Source organism: Microbacterium sp. AG238, from assembly GCF_003610405.1.
Lineage (GTDB): Bacteria > Actinomycetota > Actinomycetes > Actinomycetales > Microbacteriaceae > Microbacterium.
The window spans coordinates 296,614-314,245 of record NZ_RAQC01000001.1; the positions used below are offsets into that span (position 1 = coordinate 296,614).

Below are 17,632 nucleotides of genomic sequence, written 5' to 3' on the forward strand. Positions count from 1 at the left end.
CACGCCGGGCGTGGCGCACCCCTCGGAGTCACGACCTCACGCGCGAACGCAGCACCGCGATGCGGGCCTGGAGCTGGGCCACCGTCGCGTGCGAGACGGCCGGGCCGCCGCATACGCGCCGCAGCTCCGCATGGATCTGTCCGTGCGGCTCACCGCTCTGCCGTGCGTACAGGCCCACGAGGCTGTTGAGCAGTTGGCGCTGCTCCTTCAGGGAACGGTGCAGCGGCTCCGGCAGGGTGGACTCGGCAGTGGGGGCTTCGTCGCCGGGGGTGCCGGCGGTCGCCTTCTCGCGGGCCTCCCGGCTGTGCCGATGCTTCGTCTGGCGGGACTGCCGTTGCATCAGAAGCTCGTGGACGTGTTCGGGCTCGAGAAGACCGGGGATACCGAGGAACTCCTCCTCCTCGGGGGTCCCAGGCACCGCGAGCTGCCCGAACTCCGCCCCGTCGAACAGGACGCGGTCGAAATGGGCGACCGAGCCGAGCGCTTGATAGCTGAACTCCTGGGTCAGCTCCTCGGATGCCTTGTCTTCGCTCTCGGCCTCGGCGAGCAACGTGTCTTCGAGACCGTCATCGTCACCTGCTTCACGATCCAGCGCGTGGTCGCGCTGACGCTCCATCTCCGCAGCGAGGTTGAGGAGCACGGGCACGTTCGGGAGGAAGACGCTCGCGGTCTCGCCGCGACGACGCGCCCGCACGAAGCGGCCGATCGCCTGGGCGAAGAAGAGCGGTGTCGACGACGACGTGGCGTACACCCCGACGGCGAGCCGGGGCACGTCGACGCCCTCCGAAACCATGCGCACCGCGACCATCCACCGGGAGGTCGACTGCGCGAAGACCTCGATGTTGCCCGACGCGGCCTTGTCGTCGGAGAGGACGACGGTCGGGGCCTCGCCGGTGATCTGCTGCAGGATGTCGGCATAGGCGCGCGCCGCGGTCTGGTCGGTGGCGATGACGAGCCCGCCAGCATCCGGTACGTCCTGGCGCACCTCCGTCAGGCGACGATCAGCTGACCGCAGCACGGCCGGGATCCAGTCGCCCTCGGGGTTCAGCGCGGTGCGCCACGCCTGCGACGTGATGTCCTTCGTGTTGTCCTGGCCGAGGTGGGCCTCGAACTCGTCGCCCGTCTTGGTCCGCCACTTCATGTGACCGGCGTAGACGAGGAACAGCACGGGCCTCACGACGCCGTCGGCGAGGGCTCGACCGTACCCGTAGTTGAAGTCCGTCTTGGAGAGACGAATGCCCTTCTCGTTCGGGTGGTACTCCACGAACGGGATGGGAGCGGTGTCGCTCCGGAACGGTGTTCCCGAGAGCAGCAGGCGTCGCGTCGCCCTCCCGTAGGCCTCACGCAGCGCATCGCCCCAGCTCAGCGCGTCGCCGCCGTGGTGCACCTCGTCGAGGATCACCAGAGTCCGGGCGTCCATCGTCAGCCGTTGGTGGACGGATGCCTTGACGGCGACCTGCGCGTAGGTCACCGCGACGCCGTGGTACTGCCGCGACGGCATCCCGTGACGGTTGCTGAAACGCGGATCGAGGCGGATGCCGACGCGGCCGGCGGCATCCGCCCACTGCGTCTTGAGGTGCTCGGTGGGGGCGACCACGACGATGCGGTCGACGACGTCGCGGCGGAGCAGCTCCGACGCCAGGCGGAGCGCGAACGTCGTCTTACCGGCGCCGGGGGTCGCCGCGGCGAGGAAGTCGCGCGGTCCGCGCCCGACACCCTCCGGTCCGTCGGCGCCGAAGTACTGGTCCAGCGCCTCCGCCTGCCAGGCGCGCAGACGCTGAGCCGTACCCCACGGCGCACGCTGCGGGAACGAGGGTGACAGGTGCTCGGCGGCGAAGCTTCCGAAGTGCTCCTGGGGGTCCTCTGTCACGATGGACCACCTTAAACGACCCCACCCACACGATCGCCCGGCACGAGATACCGTGGCAGGTACGGAGCTTCAGGAGGGGTCATGAGGAAGAACGAGCCGTCCGAGGACGCGCGCCGCACGCCTTACGTGCCGAACGAGACCGCCCACCCATGGCGCCGCATGGTCGCGATCGGCGATTCGTTCACCGAGGGCATCGGAGATCCCGAGCCGGGGAGCCCGGGCGGGCACCGGGGCTGGGCCGACCGCGTGGCGGAGGTGCTCAGCTCGCAGGTCTCCGACTTCGCCTATGCGAACCTCGCGGTGCGCGGCAAACTGATCGGTCAGATCGTGGCCGACCAGATCGAGCCCGCCCTCGCGCTCAAGCCCGACCTGATCACGTTCTCGGCAGGCGGCAACGACGTCATCCGGCCCGGCTCCGATCCCGACGCGGTCGCGCAGCAGTTCGAGGATGCCGTCGTGCGCCTGTCGTCGACCGGCGCGACACTCGTGCTCTTCACCGGCATCGACACCGAGTTCACACCGGTCTTCCGCGGGATCCGCGGCCGCGTGGCGATCTACAACGAGAACATCAGGGCGATCGCCGATCGCTACGACGCCATCGTCGCCGACCAGTGGGCTCTGAAGGAGGTGCAGGACATGCGCTTCTTCGACGACGACCGGCTGCACTACAACTCCCTCGGGCACCACGAGGTCGCACGCATGGTGCTGCGGGCGCTCAATGTGCCGAACGATCTCCAGCCCATGCAGCCCGACACGACGCCGGTCCTCACGTGGCGGGCGGCTCGCGCCAACGACCTCGTCTGGGCTCGGGAGTACCTCATGCCCTGGGTGCTGCGACGACTCCGGCATCAGTCGTCGGGCGACCACATCACGGCCAAGCGGCCCGAGCCGTTGCCCGTGCTCCGGCGCGCCGACGACCCCGAGTGATCAGCGCAACGCCCAGAGCGACACCGCGGCGGCCGCCGCGACGTTGAGGGAGTCCACTCCCCCGGCCATCGGAATCGTGACGACGGTGTCGGCGACAGCGAGGGCACGTCTGCTCAGCCCGTCGCCCTCGGTTCCCATCAGGAGCGCGACCCGATCGGGCCGCGCCGCGGCGAACTCGTCGAGCGGCACGGCCCCCTCGGCGAGAGCGAGGGCGGCGAGGTGCAGGCCGGCGTCGCGGAGCATCGGTGCCGCTTCGGACCATGCCGGAAGGCGCGTCCACGGCACCTGGAAGACCGTGCCCATGCTGACTCTAACGCTGCGACGGTAGAGCGGGTCGGCGCAGCGCTCGCTCACGAGCACGGCGTCGGCGCCGAGCCCGGCGGCGGCACGGAAGGCGGCGCCCGCGTTCGTGTGATCGACGATGTCTTCGAGGACGAGCACGAGCCGGGCGTCGGCGACGACCTCGCTCACGGGAGCGGGACGCGGCCGGTGCATCGCGGCGAGGGCACCGCGGTGCACGGCGTAACCGGTCACCTGCTCGGCGACCTCGTCGGAGACGACGAAGACCGGCGCGTCGCCTGCGAGGTCGACCACATCGGGAAGCCATTTCTCCTGCACGAGGAACGAACGTGCGTGGTGTCCCGCGGCATGGGCCCGGGCGATCACTTTCGCGGATTCGGCGATGTACAGCCCGCCCGCGGGCTCGAGGACTCGCCGCAATGCGACGTCGGTCAGGTCGCGGTAGTCCGCGAGGCGGGGATCGGTGGCGTCGTCGATGCGGATCACGGGCACTCGTCCAGCCTCGCACGTCACCCGGGGGTCGCGCGGACGCTCGTAGAGTAGGACCGTGACGATTCCCGATCTCGACACGCCCGCGGGCGACGAGATCCAGAGCGCCCTCGACGTGCTCGCCGGCCGTCGAATCGCGGTGCTCACGGGCGCCGGCGTGTCGACCGACTCGGGCATCCCCGACTACCGGGGCGCGGGCGCGCCGGTGCGGACGCCGATGACGGCCCAGCAGTTCCTCGCGAGCGCGGACGCGCGTCGGCGTTACTGGGTGGGCAGCCATCTCGGCTGGCAGGCCTTCGCCGCCGCCCGTCCCAACGACGGTCACGCGGCGCTGGCCGACCTCGAGCGCGCCGGAATCGTGACGGGCGTGGTCACGCAGAATGTCGACGGACTGCATCTGCGGGCCGGGAGCAGCCGGGTCGTCGAACTCCACGGCACGATGCGGCGGGTGTTCTGTCTGCACTGCGGGCAGGTGTTCGACCGCCGCGACCTCGCAGAACGCGTCGAGCGCGAAAACCCCTGGATCACGGTGCCCGAGAACGTCGAGCTCGGCCCCGACGGCGATGTCCTGCCCGCGACGAGCGACGGCTTCATCGTGCCCACCTGCACGGTCTGCGACGGCATGCTCAAACCCGATGTGGTCTTCTTCGGCGAGTTCGTGCCCCGCGAGAAGTTCGCGGAGGCCGAACAGCTGGTGCGCACGAGCGAGGCGCTCATCGTGGCGGGATCCTCGCTCGTCGTGAACTCCGGGGTTCGCCTCGTCGAACGCGCGCGCCGGCGCAAGCTTCCCGTGGTGATCGTCAATCGTGGCGTGACGCGGTCGGACGCGAAGGCCACGGTGAAGATCGACGGCGGCACGAGTCACGTCCTCCGCGTCTTCGCCGATGCGCTCGCGTCAGAGCACTGAGGTCGAGGTCTCGCGGCGCCCCGCGTAGGGTCGAGTGGTGACCATCCTGACCCTCGTGCGCCACGGCGAGACCGACTGGAACCGCGAACGCCGGATCCAGGGCTCCACAGACATCCCGCTCAACGACCTCGGCCGCGAGCAGGCTCGCGCAGTCGCGGCGGCCCTCCGCACGTCGATCGAGGGTGACGTCGTCGTGGCCTCGAGCGACCTCTCCCGCGCAGCGGAGACCGCGCGCATCATCGCGGACGGCCTCGGCGCCGCCGCACCCCGCACCTACCCCGAGTTGCGAGAACGCAGCTACGGCGATGCCGAGGGAGTCGGCGTCGAGGAGTTCCACGCCCGCTGGGGCGAGTGGGCTGTCGCCGACGTGCCCAACGCCGAGCCATGGCCGGTGGTCCGCGAACGCGCTCTGCGCGGGCTCGAACGTGCGGTCCGTGATGCGCGCGCCACCACGGCGCCGACATCCGTGCCGCTGATCGTCGTGGCGCACGGTGCGCTCATCCGCGAGGTCATCCGTCACGCGACCGGCGAGGAGTTCCCCTTGCAGGGGGTGCGGCTGGCCAACGGCTCGGCCCACACCTTCGTCATGGAACGCGAGCGTCTGCGCCTCATCGACTCCCCCGCGCTCGCGACGACCTGATCGCCACGGCCTGATCGCGGCGGCTCCGTCGGGAGGCGCCGCTCATGGAAGGTACCTCGAGCGGTGTATCGTCCAGCATCATGACCATGCACGACCGTGTCGACCTCGCTCTGCTCGAGGCCCTCGCCGACGACCCCCGTGCGACGGTCGTCGCCCTCGCCGAGCGCTTGCGGATGTCACGCAACACGGTCCAGGCGCGCATGGCGCGGCTGGAGCAGTCCGGCGTCTTCCTCTCGTATGAGCGGTCGATCTCGATGCGTGTCCTCGGCTTCCCGATCGAGGCGCTGATCAGCGTCGTCCTGCGTCAGCCCGACCTGCCTCGCATCGCTCAGGAGCTCGCGACCATCCCCGAGGTGCTGCAGGCTCAAGGGCTGAGCGGCCAGGTCGACCTGATGGTCCGGGTGGTCGCCCGAGACACCCAGCACCTGTTCGCTGTCGACGCCCGCATCCTCGCCATCGACGGGGTCGAGCGCACGGAGACCTCGCTCGTCATGGACGACGTCATCCCCCACCGCGTCAAGCCGCTGCTCGCGCAGGGACGCGCGGGCTGACGGCCGTCGTCATCCGGTCGGCGTCGAGCCGCACGAGGACGACGCCCACGAGGATGAGCGCGCCGCCGATGAACTGCACCGGCGCGGGGGCCTCCGCCAGGAGCAGCCATGCGAAGCCCAGGGCGAACAGCACCTCGGACAAGCCGATGAAAGACGCCAGACGTGATCCCGTCCGCGGAACCGCTGAGACGCCCAGCGCGTAGGCGGTCCCGGTGGCTGCGCCGACCCACAGCAGCACGACGACGGGCGGCAGCTGCATCCCGACCACGTCGGCGAGGACCGTGCTCGTGGTGAAGGGCAGGATGCCGGTGAGCAAGAGGCTGCCGATGATCGCGGTCGCGACGACCATTCCGCCGGCGGCGAGGACGAGGGGCGGCAGCGTGTCGCCGGTGCGCTCGGCCATGACGAAGTAGACGCAGGTGCACAGTGCGGCGCCGAGGGCGAGGAGCGTGCCCCAGAAGTCGAAGCGAGCCCCGGCGATATCGACGACCAGCACGAGACCAGCCATCGCGACGACGGAGCCGGCGATGACCGTGGGAGACGGCCGGCGGCGGGTTGTGAGCCAGACCCAGATGACCAGGAGCACGGGTGCCAGGTACTGGATGAGGAGGGCGACGGCGACCGGCATCCGCTGCATCGCCGAGAAGTAGAAGAGCTGGCAGCCGACGACGGGCATCGCGCCGAAGGCGATCAGAGCGAGGCCGTGTCGGCGCAGGAAGCCTCGCTCGCGCGCGACCGCTCGGATGAGGAACGGCGAGAGGATGAGGGCTGCGACACCGATCCGGATGAAGAGCGCCGCCCCGAGCGACCAGCCGCCTTCCAGCAGCGGCTTGACCAGAGGTCCGCTCGACGAGAAGGCCAGTGCGGAGGCGACAGCCATGGCCATTCCCGCCGTCCGGCGGCCGGGGGCGCTCGCGGGCGCTGTCTCCGGCGAGCCTGCGATGATGGGCAGGGGCGCGGTGGGGTTCGTCATCGACAGCCTCGGTGGTCAGGGGTGAACGTTATCTACACTCGTGACAGTAATGCTCGCGATCGTCAGGAGTCAACGTGGTCTTCATCCATGACACGGAATTGTCGCTGCGCGCGACGGCTGCGCTGGTCAACACGCTGCCGCTCACGGGCGCGGACGCCGGCGACACGCTCGCCGATCGCGGCGATCTGGATGCCTTCCTCACCGAGTTCGCCTTCACGGGAGCGATCGTGCGTGACGACGCCGAGCTGCAGGCCATGCGCGCTATCCGGGCGCGACTCCGGGAGCTGTGGGAACTCGACCGCGACTCCGCTGTCGCTCACGTCAACGCCATGCTGCGCGACGGGCGTGCTCAGCCCCAGCTGGTGATCCACGACGGGTACGACTGGCACATTCACGCGACCCCGGATGACGCGCCGCTCGCGACCCGCGTGCTCGTCGAGGCCGGGATGGCCTTCGTCGACGTCATCCGCGCCGACGCCTACGACCGTGTGCGGATCTGTGCCGCCGACGACTGCGCCGCGGTCTACGTCGACTTCTCCAAGAACGGCTCGAAGCGCTACTGCGACACCGGCAATTGCGGCAACCGGATGAACGTCAACGCATACCGTCGTCGGAAAGCCCGAGGAACCGCCTGATCGAGGCCGCCGCTTCGCGCGGCTTCTCGTAATGGATGAGGTGCCCCACCCCATCGATCTCGACGAGCTCGGCGGCGGGGAAGAGCTCGCGCAACCGGCGCTCGGCCTCGATCGGGGTGATGTCATCCTGGACAGCGGCGATGAGCAGCGTCGGCTGCGAGATGCGCGGCGCCGAAGCGCGCACGTCGTTCGAGACCGAGGTCACGAACGCATCGCGAAGCACATCACGGTCGGCGAAGCTCGAGAAGTAGGTGTCGTGCTGATCGTGGACGAATCGCCGAAGCGCCCGGTCGCGGGTCTTGACCATCGCGAGGCTCATGACCCGGACGATCATCCGATTGCGCAGGAGCGCCTCGCCGAGGCGGCCGGGCAGACGCGCTCCGACGGCGTAGTACCCGACGGCGAGGCGCGTGAAGATGCCGCGCGGTCCCTCGAGCGCCGGGGCGCCAATCGGGTTGATGAGGATCAACCGCGGTGTCGGGAGCCCGCCCGCCACCGCGGCGGCGGCGACGATCGAGCCGAAGGAATGACCGACGACGACGGCACCGGGAGCGACGGCGGCTGAGAAGGCGGTGAGCCAATCGGCGTAGGTGTCGAGGTCGTGCGCGCGTCCGGGGATCGGCGGTGTCTCGCCGAAGCCGGGCAGATCCGGCATGACGACGCGGACGTCGTCGAGGTGCGCGACGACGGGCTCGAGGCCATGGTGTTCGCCACGGAACCCGTGGACGGCCAGAAGCGTCTGCGCGGCGTCGTCGCGTCCGTACACCCAGTAGACGGTCGTCCCCCCGAGCACATCGGCCTCGTGACGCCGCACCGGGATGCGTGCGAGGAGCGGTTCGTACGGCGAGACGTTCGGCACCCGTCGAGTCTACGGAGGCGGCGCGTCGGATCCTGAGTGTCGGACCTGAGCCGTAGCCTCGAATCCGTGGAGCCGGACCGACCCCTCGCCGTGACGACGCCCGAACTCGATCTCTGGCCCTTCGGCGCACCGGAATGGTCGCGGGTGCTCGGGGTTTTCGATCTCGAGACCACGGGTGTCGACGTGACGACCGACCGCATCGTCACGGCGCACGTGGGCGTGCTCGATGCCGACGGAGTCCCGGTGCGCGCCGACAGCTGGCTGGCCGACCCGGGAATCGACATCCCCGAGGGTGCTGCGGCGATCCACGGCATCACGACCGAGCACGCGCGCCGGGCGGGGCGTCCTGCGCAAGAGGTCGTCGCAGAGGTCGCCGCCGCCTTGCGTGGGCTCTTCGACGCCGGTATCCCCGTCGTGGCGTACAACGCCCCGTTCGATTTCTCCATGCTGAAGTACGAGGCGCTGCGGCACGGCGTCACTCCGATCGTCGCGCCCTCCCCCGTCATCGACCCGCTCGTCATCGATAAGCGATACGACCGCTACCGCAAGGGCAAGCGCACCCTGTCGGTCGTCGCCGACCACTATGCCGTCACCCTCACCGGGGCGCACGAGGCCTCCGCAGACGCGATCGCGGCGGGGCGGGTCGCGCAGATCCTGGCTGAGCGGTTCGCCGACGGGCTGCCGTCGACCGCCGCGGAGCTCCACACCCGTCAGATCGGTTGGGCTCGGGCGCAGGCCGAAAGCCTGACCGAGTACTTCGTCAGCATCGGCCGGATCGACGCCGAGGTCGACGGATCGTGGCCCATCCGCTGACGCTCGCGGGTGAGAACTACCCCGATTGACGAGACCGCCCTCACCCGCGAGCGATGTCCCTCAGACCGCGGTCAACTCCGACGAGCGCTCGCGGGTGCGGATCGCGCGGTTGACGCATGAGACGACGGCCTTGAGGCTCGCCGTCGAGATGTCACCGTCGATGCCGACTCCCCAGAGGCGCTGGTCATCGACCTGGAGTTCGACGTAGGCCGCCGCCTGAGCGTCGCCGCCCGAGCTCAGGGTGTGCTCGACGTAGTCGTAGAGGGAGATGTCGAACCCGCGATCGCCCAGAACCTCGAGGAATGCGGCGATGGGCCCGTTCCCGACGCCGGACACGTCGGTCTGCTCGTCGCCGTCGCGCAGGGTGACGTCGAGGCGCACATCGCCCGACATGTCGCTCTGCGTGCGCGTGCCGAGAAGCTCGAACCGGCCCCACTTGTCGTCGTCGGCCGGGGCGGGCAGGTACTCGTCGGTGAAGATCGACCAGATCTGGTCGCTCGTGACCTCGCCGCCTTCGGCATCCGTCTTCTCCTGCACGACTCCCGAGAACTCGATCTGCAGCTTGCGCGGCAGGTCCAGGGCGTGGTCGGTCTTGAGCAGGTAGGCGACGCCACCCTTACCCGACTGCGAGTTGACGCGGATCACGGCCTCGTACGAACGTCCGAGATCCTTGGGGTCGACGGGCAGATAGGGCACCGCCCACTCGATCTCGTCGATCGAGACGCCGTCGGCCGCCGCTCGGGCCGCCATCGCCTCGAAGCCCTTCTTGATGGCGTCCTGATGGGACCCGCTGAAGGCGGTGAATACGAGGTCGCCGGCCCAGGGGCTCCGTTCGGGAACGGGCAGCTGGTTGCAGTACTCGACCGTGCGCTTGATGCCGTCGACGTCGCTGAAGTCGATCTGCGGGTCGATGCCCTGTGTGAACAGGTTGATGCCAAGAGCCACGAGATCGACGTTTCCGGTGCGCTCACCGTTGCCGAACAAGCAGCCCTCGATGCGATCGGCGCCGGCCATGTAGCCCAGTTCCGCGGCAGCGATCGCCGTGCCACGGTCGTTGTGGGGATGCAACGACAGCACGACGTTCTCGCGATGAGCGAGGTGTCGGCTCATCCACTCGATCGAGTCGGCGTACACGTTCGGCGTGGCCATCTCGACGGTCGCGGGAAGGTTGATGATGACCTTGCGGTCGGGCGTCGGCTCGAAGATCTCGATGACCTGGTTGCAGACGTCCACGGCGAACTCGAGCTCGGTGCCGGTATAGCTCTCAGGCGAGTACTCGTAGTAGACGGCCGTCTCGGGGACCGTCTGCTCGTACTGCCGGCACAGGCGCGCGCCCTCGAGCGCGATGTCGATGATGCCCTGGCGGTCGGTGCGGAAGACGACCTCGCGCTGCAGGATGCTCGTCGAGTTGTACAGGTGCACGATGGCCTGCTTCGCACCGGCGATCGCCTCGTACGTGCGCTTGATGAGGTGTTCGCGCGCCTGGGTGAGCACCTGGATCGTCACATCGTCGGGGATCAGGCCGTCTTCGATCAGCTGACGAACGAAGTCGAAGTCGGTCTGGCTCGCGCTCGGGAACCCGACCTCGATCTCCTTGTAGCCCATCTTCACGAGCAGCTCGAACATCACGCGCTTGCGCTCGGGGCTCATCGGATCGATGAGAGCCTGGTTGCCGTCGCGCAGGTCGACCGCGCACCAGCGGGGCGCCGTCTCGATGCGCTTCGCTGGCCAGGTTCGGTCTGGCAGATCGACGCGGATCTGCTCGTGGAACGGCCGATACTTGTGAATCGGCATGCCCGAGGGCTTCTGGTTGTTCTCCATGGTCGTCTCGCTCTTCCTCATCCGGTGTGGCGGGCCAACGCGAAGCTCCGCGACGAGAGAGGCCCTAGAACGAGGACTCGTCGCGGCGACTAAGGAGAAGCAGTCGGCCGAAGCGCATGCGCCCAGGTTACACCCCGCTCATCCGTCCGCCGCACACAGGCGTGCCGCCGCTGAGACGATGGCGTCGTGCGCGACACTGTCGGGATATGAGTACTCCGCGCGCGGGCCTGTTCGCCCTCATCATGTGTGCGATAGCCCTGACCGCGGGCTGCGCCTCGACACCTGCGGCCGCGCCGACCTCGCTCGACCCCGCTCCGCCCGCCGGCGACGTCGTGGCCCAGGGGACCGTCCTCGACGACGGCTCGGGCGCTCAGCTGTGTCTCGGCGCCGTCGCGGAGTCGGCCCCGCCGCAGTGCTCCGGCATTCCCCTCACGGGGTGGGACTGGGAATCTCTGACCGACGCGACCACGATGTCCGGCTCGACCTGGGGTACCTATGCCGTCCAGGGGCGTTACGACGGATCGTCGTTCGCCGTCACTGCGCCGGCGGTACCGCTCGCGCTTTACGATCCGATGCCGCTTCCCGACCCCACCGGCGGGGTCCCCGGCAGGGCGGACGACGCCGAGCTCCACGACGTCGAACAGCGGGTGCACGACACCCTCGGCGACACGGTGCTCGCATCCGGCGCGTACGACGGTCGCCTCTGGGTCACGGTCGTGTGGGACGACGGAACACTCCAGAAAGCGGCGGACGCCGAATTCGGTGAGGATGTCGTCGTCATCCAGTCGGCGATGCGCGAGGTCGGCTAGAAGCCGAGGCGCCCGAGCTGCTTGGGATCGCGCTGCCATTCCTTCGCGACACGCACCCGCAGCGAGAGGAACACCCGGGTCCCGAGAAGCGGCTCGATCTGAGCGCGGGCACGAGCACCGACATCCGCGAGCCGGGAGCCTTTGCGGCCGATGATGATGGCCTTCTGGCTGTCGCGCTCGACGACGATGTTTGCGTAGACGTCCGTGAGGTCGGAGCCGTCGCGAGGAGCGACGTCCTCCACCGTGACGGCGATCGAGTGGGGCAGCTCATCGCGCACGCCTTCGAGGGCGGCTTCGCGGATGATCTCGGCGATCCGGTCCTCGGTCGACTCGTCCGTGACGACATCGTCGGGGTACAGCGCCGGCCCCTCGGGCATGAGGGCGAGCAGCTCGTCGGACAGCACGTCGAGCTGCTCGGCCGTGACTGCGGAGAGGGGGATCACCGCAGCCCAATCCTCGCGGAGGCTGTCGACCTCCATGAGACGCTCCATGATCTCGTCACGGCCGGCGAGATCGGTCTTCGTCACGATCGCGACCTTCTTGGCGCGCGGGTAGCCGTCGAGCGATGCGGCGATGCGGCGGTCGCCGGGGCCGACCTTGTCGACGGCGGGAACCAGGAAGCCGATGACGTCGACGTCGCCCAGGACCTGCTCGACGAGGTCGTTCAGCCGCTGGCCGAGCAGCGTCCGCGGCTTGTGGATGCCGGGTGTGTCGACGATGACGAGCTGGCCGCCGGGCCGATTCAGGATGCCGCGGATCGCGCGCCGCGTCGTCTGCGGCTTGTCGCTGGTGATCGCGACCTTCTCCCCCACGAGGGCGTTCGTCAGAGTGGACTTGCCGACGTTGGGGCGACCGACGAAGGTCACGAACCCCGACCGGGTCTCTGCTGCGGTCATCTGCTGTCTTCTCCTCTTCGTGCCACGCGGACCTCGCCGGTACGCGGGTGTGCCATGTCGTCCGTCTCGTCGGCCGGGGCGCGTTCGACGAAGACGGTCGCGAGACCCCGCCCGCGTCCGCGTGAGACCCCACCGGTGATCGTGATCCCGTCGACCGTCACCGTCGCGCCGGGCATCGGGACCCGTCCGAGCGTCTTGCCGAGCAGACCGCCGATCGAGTCGACGTCGTCGTCGTCCAGCTCGATGCCGAACAGCTCGCCGACCTCATCGAGGCCCAACCGTGCACTCACGCGGTATCGGCCGGGCTCGAGCTCGACGACCTCGGCGGCGCCCCGGTCGTACTCGTCGGCGATCTCGCCCACGAGTTCCTCGATGAGGTCTTCGAGGGTGATGAGCCCGGCGACCCCGCCGTACTCGTCGACGACGAGGCACACGTGGACGGCATCCCGCTTCATCTGCTGCAGCAGCGACTCAGCTCGCATCGACTCGGGCACGAACACGGCCGGCCGCGCCACTCGTCCCACGGGGACGTCGCGCCAGCCCGACGCCTCCCCGTACGAGAATTGCACGAGGTCCTTCAGGTAGACCACACCGACGATGTCGTCGCGCTCGTCGTCGGTGACCGGCACCCGTGACACACCCCGCTCGAGGAAGAGCGCGAGCGCCTCGTGCGTCGTCGCGGTCTGCGGCACCGTGACCATATCGGTCCGCGGCACCATCACCGACCGCACGAGCGTATCGGTGAAATCGAAGACGGAGTGGATGAGGTCACGGTCATCGGCCTCGATCAGGTCTTGCGAGACCGCCTCGTCGACCATGCTCAATAGCTGTTCCTCCGAGGCGAACGACGTGCCGCGGGAGACTCCGGGGGTCACGCGGTTGCCGACGATGACCAGGAGGTGAGCAAGCGGGCCGAGCACGATCCGAGCACCGCGCACGATCGGGGCGCAGGCGATGAGCAGGCCGCGGGCGTGCTGGCGCCCGACCGCCCGCGGGCTCGCGCCGACCAGGACGAACGACACCGCCGTCATCAGAAGGGCGGCGACGAGGATCGCCCACCACAGGTTCTCGAGCGCCAACGTCAATGCAGCCGTGACGAACACCGCAGCCGTCGACTCCGCGAGGATGCGGATGAAGACGACGGCGTTCGCGTGCGCCGTCGTATCGTCCGCGATGCGACGCAAGGCCTGCTGCCGTCGGCTCGTCTCGGCCCAATCGGCGAGGTCGGCGCGCGATGTCACTCCGAGCGCGGCGTCGAGTGCGGCCATCAGGCCCCCGAGCGCGACGAGGAACACCGCGCCGAGGACGAGGAGGAAGACGGTCACGCGCGGCGGCGCTCGCTTGCGTGGAAGGCCGAGATCAGCTCGCGCTGGAGCCCGAACATCTCGCGCTCCTCGTCCGGCTCGGCGTGATCGAATCCGAGCAGGTGCAGCAGCCCGTGCGTCGTGAGGAGGATGAGTTCGTCGAGCGTCGTGTGCCGCGCCGCCTGGGCCTGGGCCTCGGCGACCTGTGGGCACAGCACGATGTCACCCAGGAGACCCGGAGGCGTCGGCGCGTCCTCGGTGCCCGGGCGGAGTTCGTCCATCGGGAAGCTGAGCACGTCGGTGGGCCCGGGCTCGTCCATCCACTGCACGTGCAGCGACTCCATGGCGCCCTCGTCGACGAGGAGGATGGCGAGGTCGGCATCCGGGCTCACGTTCAGCTGGGCGAGGTTGTGCTCGGTCAGCCGCAGGAGCACGGTCTCGTCGACGGACACGCCGGATTCGTTGGTGATCTCGATGGTCATGAACGTCCTCGTTTCGGGAGCCGGTCGCGCGGACCGACGGGCCGTGTCGCGGTGCGCCGCTCGGCCCGGTTGGCGAACTCGCTCGCCTCGTCGCGCTCGCGACGGGCAGCGAGGCGCTGCTCGTCGTACTCGCTGTAGGCATCGACGATGCGGCCGACCAGCGTGTGGCGCACGACGTCGTCGCTCGTGAGGGTGGCGAAGTGGATGTCGTCGATGTTCTTCAGCACGCGCGTCACCGTTCGCAGCCCCGACGTTCCCTGGGGAAGGTCGACCTGCGTGATGTCGCCGGTGACGACCATGCGCGTGCCGAAGCCCAGACGCGTGAGGAACATCTTCATCTGCTCGGGCGTGGTGTTCTGAGCTTCGTCGAGCACGACGAACGAGTCGTTCAGCGTGCGCCCGCGCATGTAGGCGAGCGGTGCGACCTCGATCGTGCCCGTGGCCATGAGCTTGGGAACGAGCTCGGGGTCGAGCATCTCGTTGAGGGCGTCGTAGAGCGGCCGAAGGTACGGGTCGATCTTGTCGGTGAGGGTCCCGGGGAGGAAGCCGAGGCGCTCGCCCGCTTCGACGGCGGGTCGAGTGAGGATGATGCGGTTGACCTCTTTGCGCTGCAGCGCCTGCACGGCCTTCGCCATCGCGAGGTACGTCTTGCCGGTTCCGGCAGGACCGATGCCGAAGACGATCGTGCTCTCATCGATCGCGTCGACGTATGCCTTCTGCCCCAGCGTCTTCGGTCGGATGACCTTGCCGCGCGACGAGAGGATCGCCTCGCCCAGCACCTCGGAGGGACGGAGGCCCTCGTCGCCGTTGCGGCGTTGCAGGATGCGGCTCGAGGTCGTGACGTCGCTCGGGTCGAGCCCCTGCCCGGCGCGCGCCATCGCGATCAGCTCGTCGACGAGCGTCTTGGCCGCCGCAACGGCATCCGTCGTTCCCGTGAGTGTGATCTCGTTGCCGCGCACGAGCACGTCCACGTCGGGGTGCTCGCGCTCGACGACGCGGAGGAGTCTGTCTTGGGGGCCCAGCAGCTGGACCATGGCGACACCGTCGGCGAGGATCGTCGCGACGGCGGGTTCGGAAGCATCAGCCACCGAGGCTCCCTTCGGAGAGGTCGCCGGCGAGGACGTGGGCGTGAACGTGGAACACGGTCTGTCCCGCGCCCGGGCCGGTGTTGAAGATCAGGCGGAAGTCGCCGTCGGCGTGCTCGGCGGCGACGGCGTTGGCGAGCCCGATGAGCTCGCTGAGGAGGGCGGGGTCGCCCGCGGCGAGCTCGACCACCGTGCGGTAGCGCTCGGTCTTGGGGATCACCAGGAGGTGGACGGGCGCCTGCGGCGCGATGTCGCGGATGGCGAACACGTTTTCGGTCTCGGCGATGATCTCCGAGGGGATCTCGCCGCGGAGGATGCGCGTGAAGACGGACGGTTCGCTCATGGCTTCAGTCTATCGACGGGGTTCGGCGCCGGGACGGGCCGGTGTCACCAGCGCCCGATGGCGACGTTCACCACGCCGAGCGCAGCGGGGCCGGCGGTCGACGTCCGCAGCACCGTGTCGCCCAGACGTACGGTGATCGCACCGGCGGCGGTCAGCGCGTCGAGTTCTTCCGGGGCGATTCCGCCCTCCGGCCCGACGACGAGCGAGACGTCGCCCTCCCCCGCGTCGACATCGCTGAGCCGTCGCGTCGCCGTCGGCTCGAGCACGAGCACGCGTTCACGGGCGCACCGCTGTGCGACCTCAGCCGTCGACAGGGGCGCCTCCACGGCGGGCAGCCACGCGCGATGCGCCTGCTTCGCCGCCTCTCGTGCGATGGTCGCCCAGCGCTGGACCCCGCGTTCCACCTTCGGGCCGCTCCAGCGCGAAACACTTCGGGTGGCCTGCCACGGGACGATCGCGTCGATGCCGAGCTCGGTGCAGGCCTGCACCGCGAGCTCGTCCCGATCGCCCTTCGCGAGCGCCTGGATCAACGTGACGCGTCGAGCGGGCGCGGGGTACTCGTCGCGGACGCGCACCTCGATGCGGACGAGCTTCGGGTCGGCCGCCGTGACGGTGCCTTCGAGCCACGCACCCGCACCATCGCCCACCGTCACCGTCTCGCCGACCCGCACGCGACGGACACCGGCCGCGTGATGCGCTTCGGCGCCGGTGAGCTCGACCGATTCGCCCGGTCGGGCGGTGAGGGGCAGGTCGACGAGGAAGTGCAGCGCCATGCGGTCAGCTGTTCCGGAACCGGTCGCGGAGCTTGGCGAACATCCCCTGGTGGAACTGCGCGAGCTGTGGCGCCGGAGACTTCGTGCGCTTCTTCAGCTCTTCGATCAGCGCTCGTTCCTTGGCGTCGAGTCGCGTCGGGGTCACGACGTGGACGCCGACACGCAGGTCGCCGCGGTTCGAGCCACGGAGAGGCGTGATGCCGCGCCCCTTGATAGTGAGGACGTCACCGGACTGCACTCCGGGACGCAGCTCGAGCTCAACGGGTCCGTCGAGGGACTCGATCGTCGTGCTGGTGCCCAGCACGGCATCCGGCATCGACACTTCGAGCGTCGCGAGTAGATCGTCGCCCTCGCGGCTGAAGACGTCGTGGGGGTTGACCGTGACCTCGAGGTACAGGTCGCCGTTCGGTCCACCGGCGGGACCGACCTCGCCCGAGCCGGGGAGCTGGAGGCGCAGTCCGGTCTCGACGCCGGCGGGGATGTCGAGCGAGACCGTTCGGCGGGCCCGGACGCGTCCCTGACCCTGGCAGGTCGTGCACGGATACGGGATGGTCGTGCCGTAGCCCTGGCAAACGTTGCAGGGCTGCGACGTCACGACGTTGCCCAGCAGACTCCGGACGGTGCGCTGGACGTTTCCCGCGCCATGGCAGACATCGCATGTGACGGGCTGGGTTCCCGGCTGGCAGCAGGAGCCCTGGCAGGTGTCGCAGAGCACCGCGGTGTCGACCTCGATGTCTCGGTGCACACCGAAGACGACGTCACCGAGCTCGAGGGTCACCCGAACGAGGGCATCCTGCCCGCGCTCACGTCGAGAGCGCGGGCGCCCGGCACGGCCACCGCCGCCACCACCCCCGAAGAAGGTCTCGAAGATGTCGCTGAAGCCCCCGAAGCCGGCAGCGCCACCGAAACCGCCGGCGGAGTCGCCGCCCATGTCGTAGCGCTGACGCTGTTCCGGGTCGCTGAGGACGTCGTAGGCGTGCGTGACGAGCTTGAATCGCTCGGACGCGTCCTCCCCCGGGTTCACGTCGGGGTGCAGCTCTCGTGCGAGGCGTCGGTACGCCTTCTTGATCTCGTCGGGCGACGCGTCGCGCGCGACGCCCAGGACCTCGTAGTGGTCAGCCACGGATCGCCTTTCCGCCCCTGCGGGCGTGGATG

At 69.4% G+C, this 17,632-nt stretch carries 19 protein-coding genes; 7 read left to right on the forward strand and 12 right to left on the reverse strand.

Annotated elements, in window-relative coordinates; translation table 11 throughout:
• Positions 1-28: 28 nt before the first annotated feature.
• On the reverse strand, positions 29-1,873 hold the full coding sequence (locus DEU36_RS01310) for a DEAD/DEAH box helicase (protein WP_120262586.1): 1,845 nt from the start codon (positions 1,871-1,873) through the stop codon (positions 29-31).
• 78 nt (positions 1,874-1,951) lie between these two features.
• Here DEU36_RS01310 and DEU36_RS01315 point away from each other — a divergent pair, with 78 nt between their 5' ends.
• The gene (locus DEU36_RS01315) at positions 1,952-2,797 is read left to right on the forward strand and encodes an SGNH/GDSL hydrolase family protein (protein WP_120262587.1); all 846 of its coding nucleotides are present in this window, start codon (positions 1,952-1,954) and stop codon (positions 2,795-2,797) included.
• On the opposite strand, the gene DEU36_RS01320 is transcribed toward DEU36_RS01315, so the two are convergent.
• Entirely contained in the window at positions 2,798-3,589 is a 792-nt protein-coding gene (locus DEU36_RS01320) for an RNA methyltransferase (protein ID WP_120262588.1), read from the reverse strand. It abuts the gene before it with no gap.
• 55 nt (positions 3,590-3,644) lie between these two features.
• On the opposite strand from DEU36_RS01320, the gene DEU36_RS01325 reads away from it, so the two are divergent.
• The 3 genes from DEU36_RS01325 to DEU36_RS01335 all read left to right on the forward strand — a co-directional run bounded on the left by DEU36_RS01325 (position 3,645) and on the right by DEU36_RS01335 (position 5,684).
• Positions 3,645-4,493, forward strand: a complete 849-nt coding sequence (locus DEU36_RS01325; RefSeq protein ID WP_120262589.1) for a Sir2 family NAD-dependent protein deacetylase — start codon at positions 3,645-3,647, stop codon at positions 4,491-4,493.
• Positions 4,494-4,530: 37 nt separating this feature from the next.
• A complete protein-coding gene (locus DEU36_RS01330; RefSeq protein ID WP_120264295.1) occupies positions 4,531-5,133 on the forward strand; it encodes a histidine phosphatase family protein in 603 nt (200 codons plus the stop codon).
• A gap of 80 nt (positions 5,134-5,213) precedes the next feature.
• The gene (locus DEU36_RS01335) at positions 5,214-5,684 is read left to right on the forward strand and encodes an Lrp/AsnC family transcriptional regulator (protein WP_120262590.1); all 471 of its coding nucleotides are present in this window, start codon (positions 5,214-5,216) and stop codon (positions 5,682-5,684) included.
• Here DEU36_RS01335 and DEU36_RS01340 read toward each other — a convergent pair.
• Positions 5,650-6,657 carry a DMT family transporter gene (locus DEU36_RS01340; protein WP_120262591.1) on the reverse strand — a complete coding sequence of 336 codons (1,008 nt, stop codon included), beginning with the start codon at positions 6,655-6,657 and terminating at the stop codon, positions 5,650-5,652. The genes DEU36_RS01335 and DEU36_RS01340 overlap by 35 nt on opposite strands.
• A 74-nt stretch (positions 6,658-6,731) precedes the next feature.
• Here DEU36_RS01340 and DEU36_RS01345 point away from each other — a divergent pair, with 74 nt between their 5' ends.
• On the forward strand, positions 6,732-7,292 hold the full coding sequence (locus DEU36_RS01345; protein WP_120262592.1) for a CGNR zinc finger domain-containing protein: 561 nt from the start codon (positions 6,732-6,734) through the stop codon (positions 7,290-7,292).
• Here DEU36_RS01345 and DEU36_RS01350 read toward each other — a convergent pair.
• Positions 7,252-8,151, reverse strand: a complete 900-nt coding sequence (locus DEU36_RS01350; protein ID WP_120262593.1) for an alpha/beta fold hydrolase — start codon at positions 8,149-8,151, stop codon at positions 7,252-7,254. The two genes, DEU36_RS01345 and DEU36_RS01350, sit on opposite strands and share 41 nt — an antisense overlap.
• 90 nt (positions 8,152-8,241) lie before the next feature.
• Between DEU36_RS01350 and DEU36_RS01355 the strand changes: the two genes are divergently transcribed.
• Positions 8,242-8,964 carry a 3'-5' exonuclease gene (locus DEU36_RS01355; RefSeq protein WP_396652160.1) on the forward strand — a complete coding sequence of 241 codons (723 nt, stop codon included), beginning with the start codon at positions 8,242-8,244 and terminating at the stop codon, positions 8,962-8,964.
• A gap of 60 nt (positions 8,965-9,024) precedes the next feature.
• Here the strand turns inward: DEU36_RS01355 and leuA are convergent, their stop codons facing one another.
• On the reverse strand, positions 9,025-10,785 hold the full coding sequence (gene leuA, locus DEU36_RS01360) for a 2-isopropylmalate synthase (protein ID WP_120262595.1): 1,761 nt from the start codon (positions 10,783-10,785) through the stop codon (positions 9,025-9,027).
• Between the two features lie 206 nt (positions 10,786-10,991).
• Here leuA and DEU36_RS01365 point away from each other — a divergent pair, with 206 nt between their 5' ends.
• Positions 10,992-11,594 (forward strand): hypothetical protein, encoded by a 603-nt coding sequence (locus DEU36_RS01365; protein ID WP_120262596.1) that lies wholly within the window; start codon positions 10,992-10,994, stop codon positions 11,592-11,594.
• On the opposite strand, the gene era is transcribed toward DEU36_RS01365, so the two are convergent.
• Genes era through dnaJ form a run of 7 tightly spaced genes read right to left on the reverse strand, consistent with a single transcriptional unit; the run spans position 11,591 to position 17,600 of the window.
• Positions 11,591-12,490 (reverse strand): GTPase Era, encoded by a 900-nt coding sequence (gene era, locus DEU36_RS01370; RefSeq protein WP_120262597.1) that lies wholly within the window; start codon positions 12,488-12,490, stop codon positions 11,591-11,593. The two genes, DEU36_RS01365 and era, sit on opposite strands and share 4 nt — an antisense overlap.
• Positions 12,487-13,815, reverse strand: coding sequence for a hemolysin family protein (locus DEU36_RS01375; protein WP_120262598.1), 1,329 nt, complete (start codon positions 13,813-13,815; stop codon positions 12,487-12,489). The genes era and DEU36_RS01375 overlap by 4 nt, the downstream gene beginning before the upstream one ends.
• Positions 13,812-14,276, reverse strand: a complete 465-nt coding sequence (ybeY, locus tag DEU36_RS01380) for an rRNA maturation RNase YbeY (protein WP_120262599.1) — start codon at positions 14,274-14,276, stop codon at positions 13,812-13,814. Before ybeY ends, DEU36_RS01375 begins: the two co-directional genes overlap by 4 nt.
• The gene (locus DEU36_RS01385; RefSeq protein ID WP_120264296.1) at positions 14,273-15,310 is read right to left on the reverse strand and encodes a PhoH family protein; all 1,038 of its coding nucleotides are present in this window, start codon (positions 15,308-15,310) and stop codon (positions 14,273-14,275) included. Before DEU36_RS01385 ends, ybeY begins: the two co-directional genes overlap by 4 nt.
• Positions 15,311-15,356: 46 nt before the next feature.
• Positions 15,357-15,704 carry an HIT domain-containing protein gene (locus DEU36_RS01390; protein WP_120262600.1) on the reverse strand — a complete coding sequence of 116 codons (348 nt, stop codon included), beginning with the start codon at positions 15,702-15,704 and terminating at the stop codon, positions 15,357-15,359.
• Positions 15,705-15,748: 44 nt separating this feature from the next.
• Positions 15,749-16,477 carry a 16S rRNA (uracil(1498)-N(3))-methyltransferase gene (locus tag DEU36_RS01395; protein ID WP_120262601.1) on the reverse strand — a complete coding sequence of 243 codons (729 nt, stop codon included), beginning with the start codon at positions 16,475-16,477 and terminating at the stop codon, positions 15,749-15,751.
• 4 nt (positions 16,478-16,481) lie between these two features.
• Positions 16,482-17,600 (reverse strand): molecular chaperone DnaJ, encoded by a 1,119-nt coding sequence (dnaJ, locus tag DEU36_RS01400; protein ID WP_120262602.1) that lies wholly within the window; start codon positions 17,598-17,600, stop codon positions 16,482-16,484.
• Between the last annotated feature and the right edge of the window lie 32 nt (positions 17,601-17,632).

Bases quoted from the DNA above. Each gene is read 5' to 3' on its own strand.
- DEU36_RS01315 (WP_120262587.1), top strand. From the start codon at position 1,952: ATGAGGAAGAACGAGCCGTCCGAGGACGCGCGCCGCACGCCTTACGTG.
- DEU36_RS01335 (WP_120262590.1), top strand. From the start codon at position 5,214: ATGACCATGCACGACCGTGTCGACCTCGCTCTGCTCGAGGCCCTCGCC.
- DEU36_RS01340 (WP_120262591.1), bottom strand. From the start codon at position 6,657: ATGACGAACCCCACCGCGCCCCTGCCCATCATCGCAGGCTCGCCGGAG.
- leuA (WP_120262595.1), bottom strand. From the start codon at position 10,785: ATGGAGAACAACCAGAAGCCCTCGGGCATGCCGATTCACAAGTATCGG.
- DEU36_RS01365 (WP_120262596.1), top strand. From the start codon at position 10,992: ATGAGTACTCCGCGCGCGGGCCTGTTCGCCCTCATCATGTGTGCGATA.
- era (WP_120262597.1), bottom strand. From the start codon at position 12,490: ATGACCGCAGCAGAGACCCGGTCGGGGTTCGTGACCTTCGTCGGTCGC.
- ybeY (WP_120262599.1), bottom strand. From the start codon at position 14,276: ATGACCATCGAGATCACCAACGAATCCGGCGTGTCCGTCGACGAGACC.
- DEU36_RS01385 (WP_120264296.1), bottom strand. From the start codon at position 15,310: ATGGTCCAGCTGCTGGGCCCCCAAGACAGACTCCTCCGCGTCGTCGAG.
- DEU36_RS01390 (WP_120262600.1), bottom strand. From the start codon at position 15,704: ATGAGCGAACCGTCCGTCTTCACGCGCATCCTCCGCGGCGAGATCCCC.
- DEU36_RS01395 (WP_120262601.1), bottom strand. From the start codon at position 16,477: ATGGCGCTGCACTTCCTCGTCGACCTGCCCCTCACCGCCCGACCGGGC.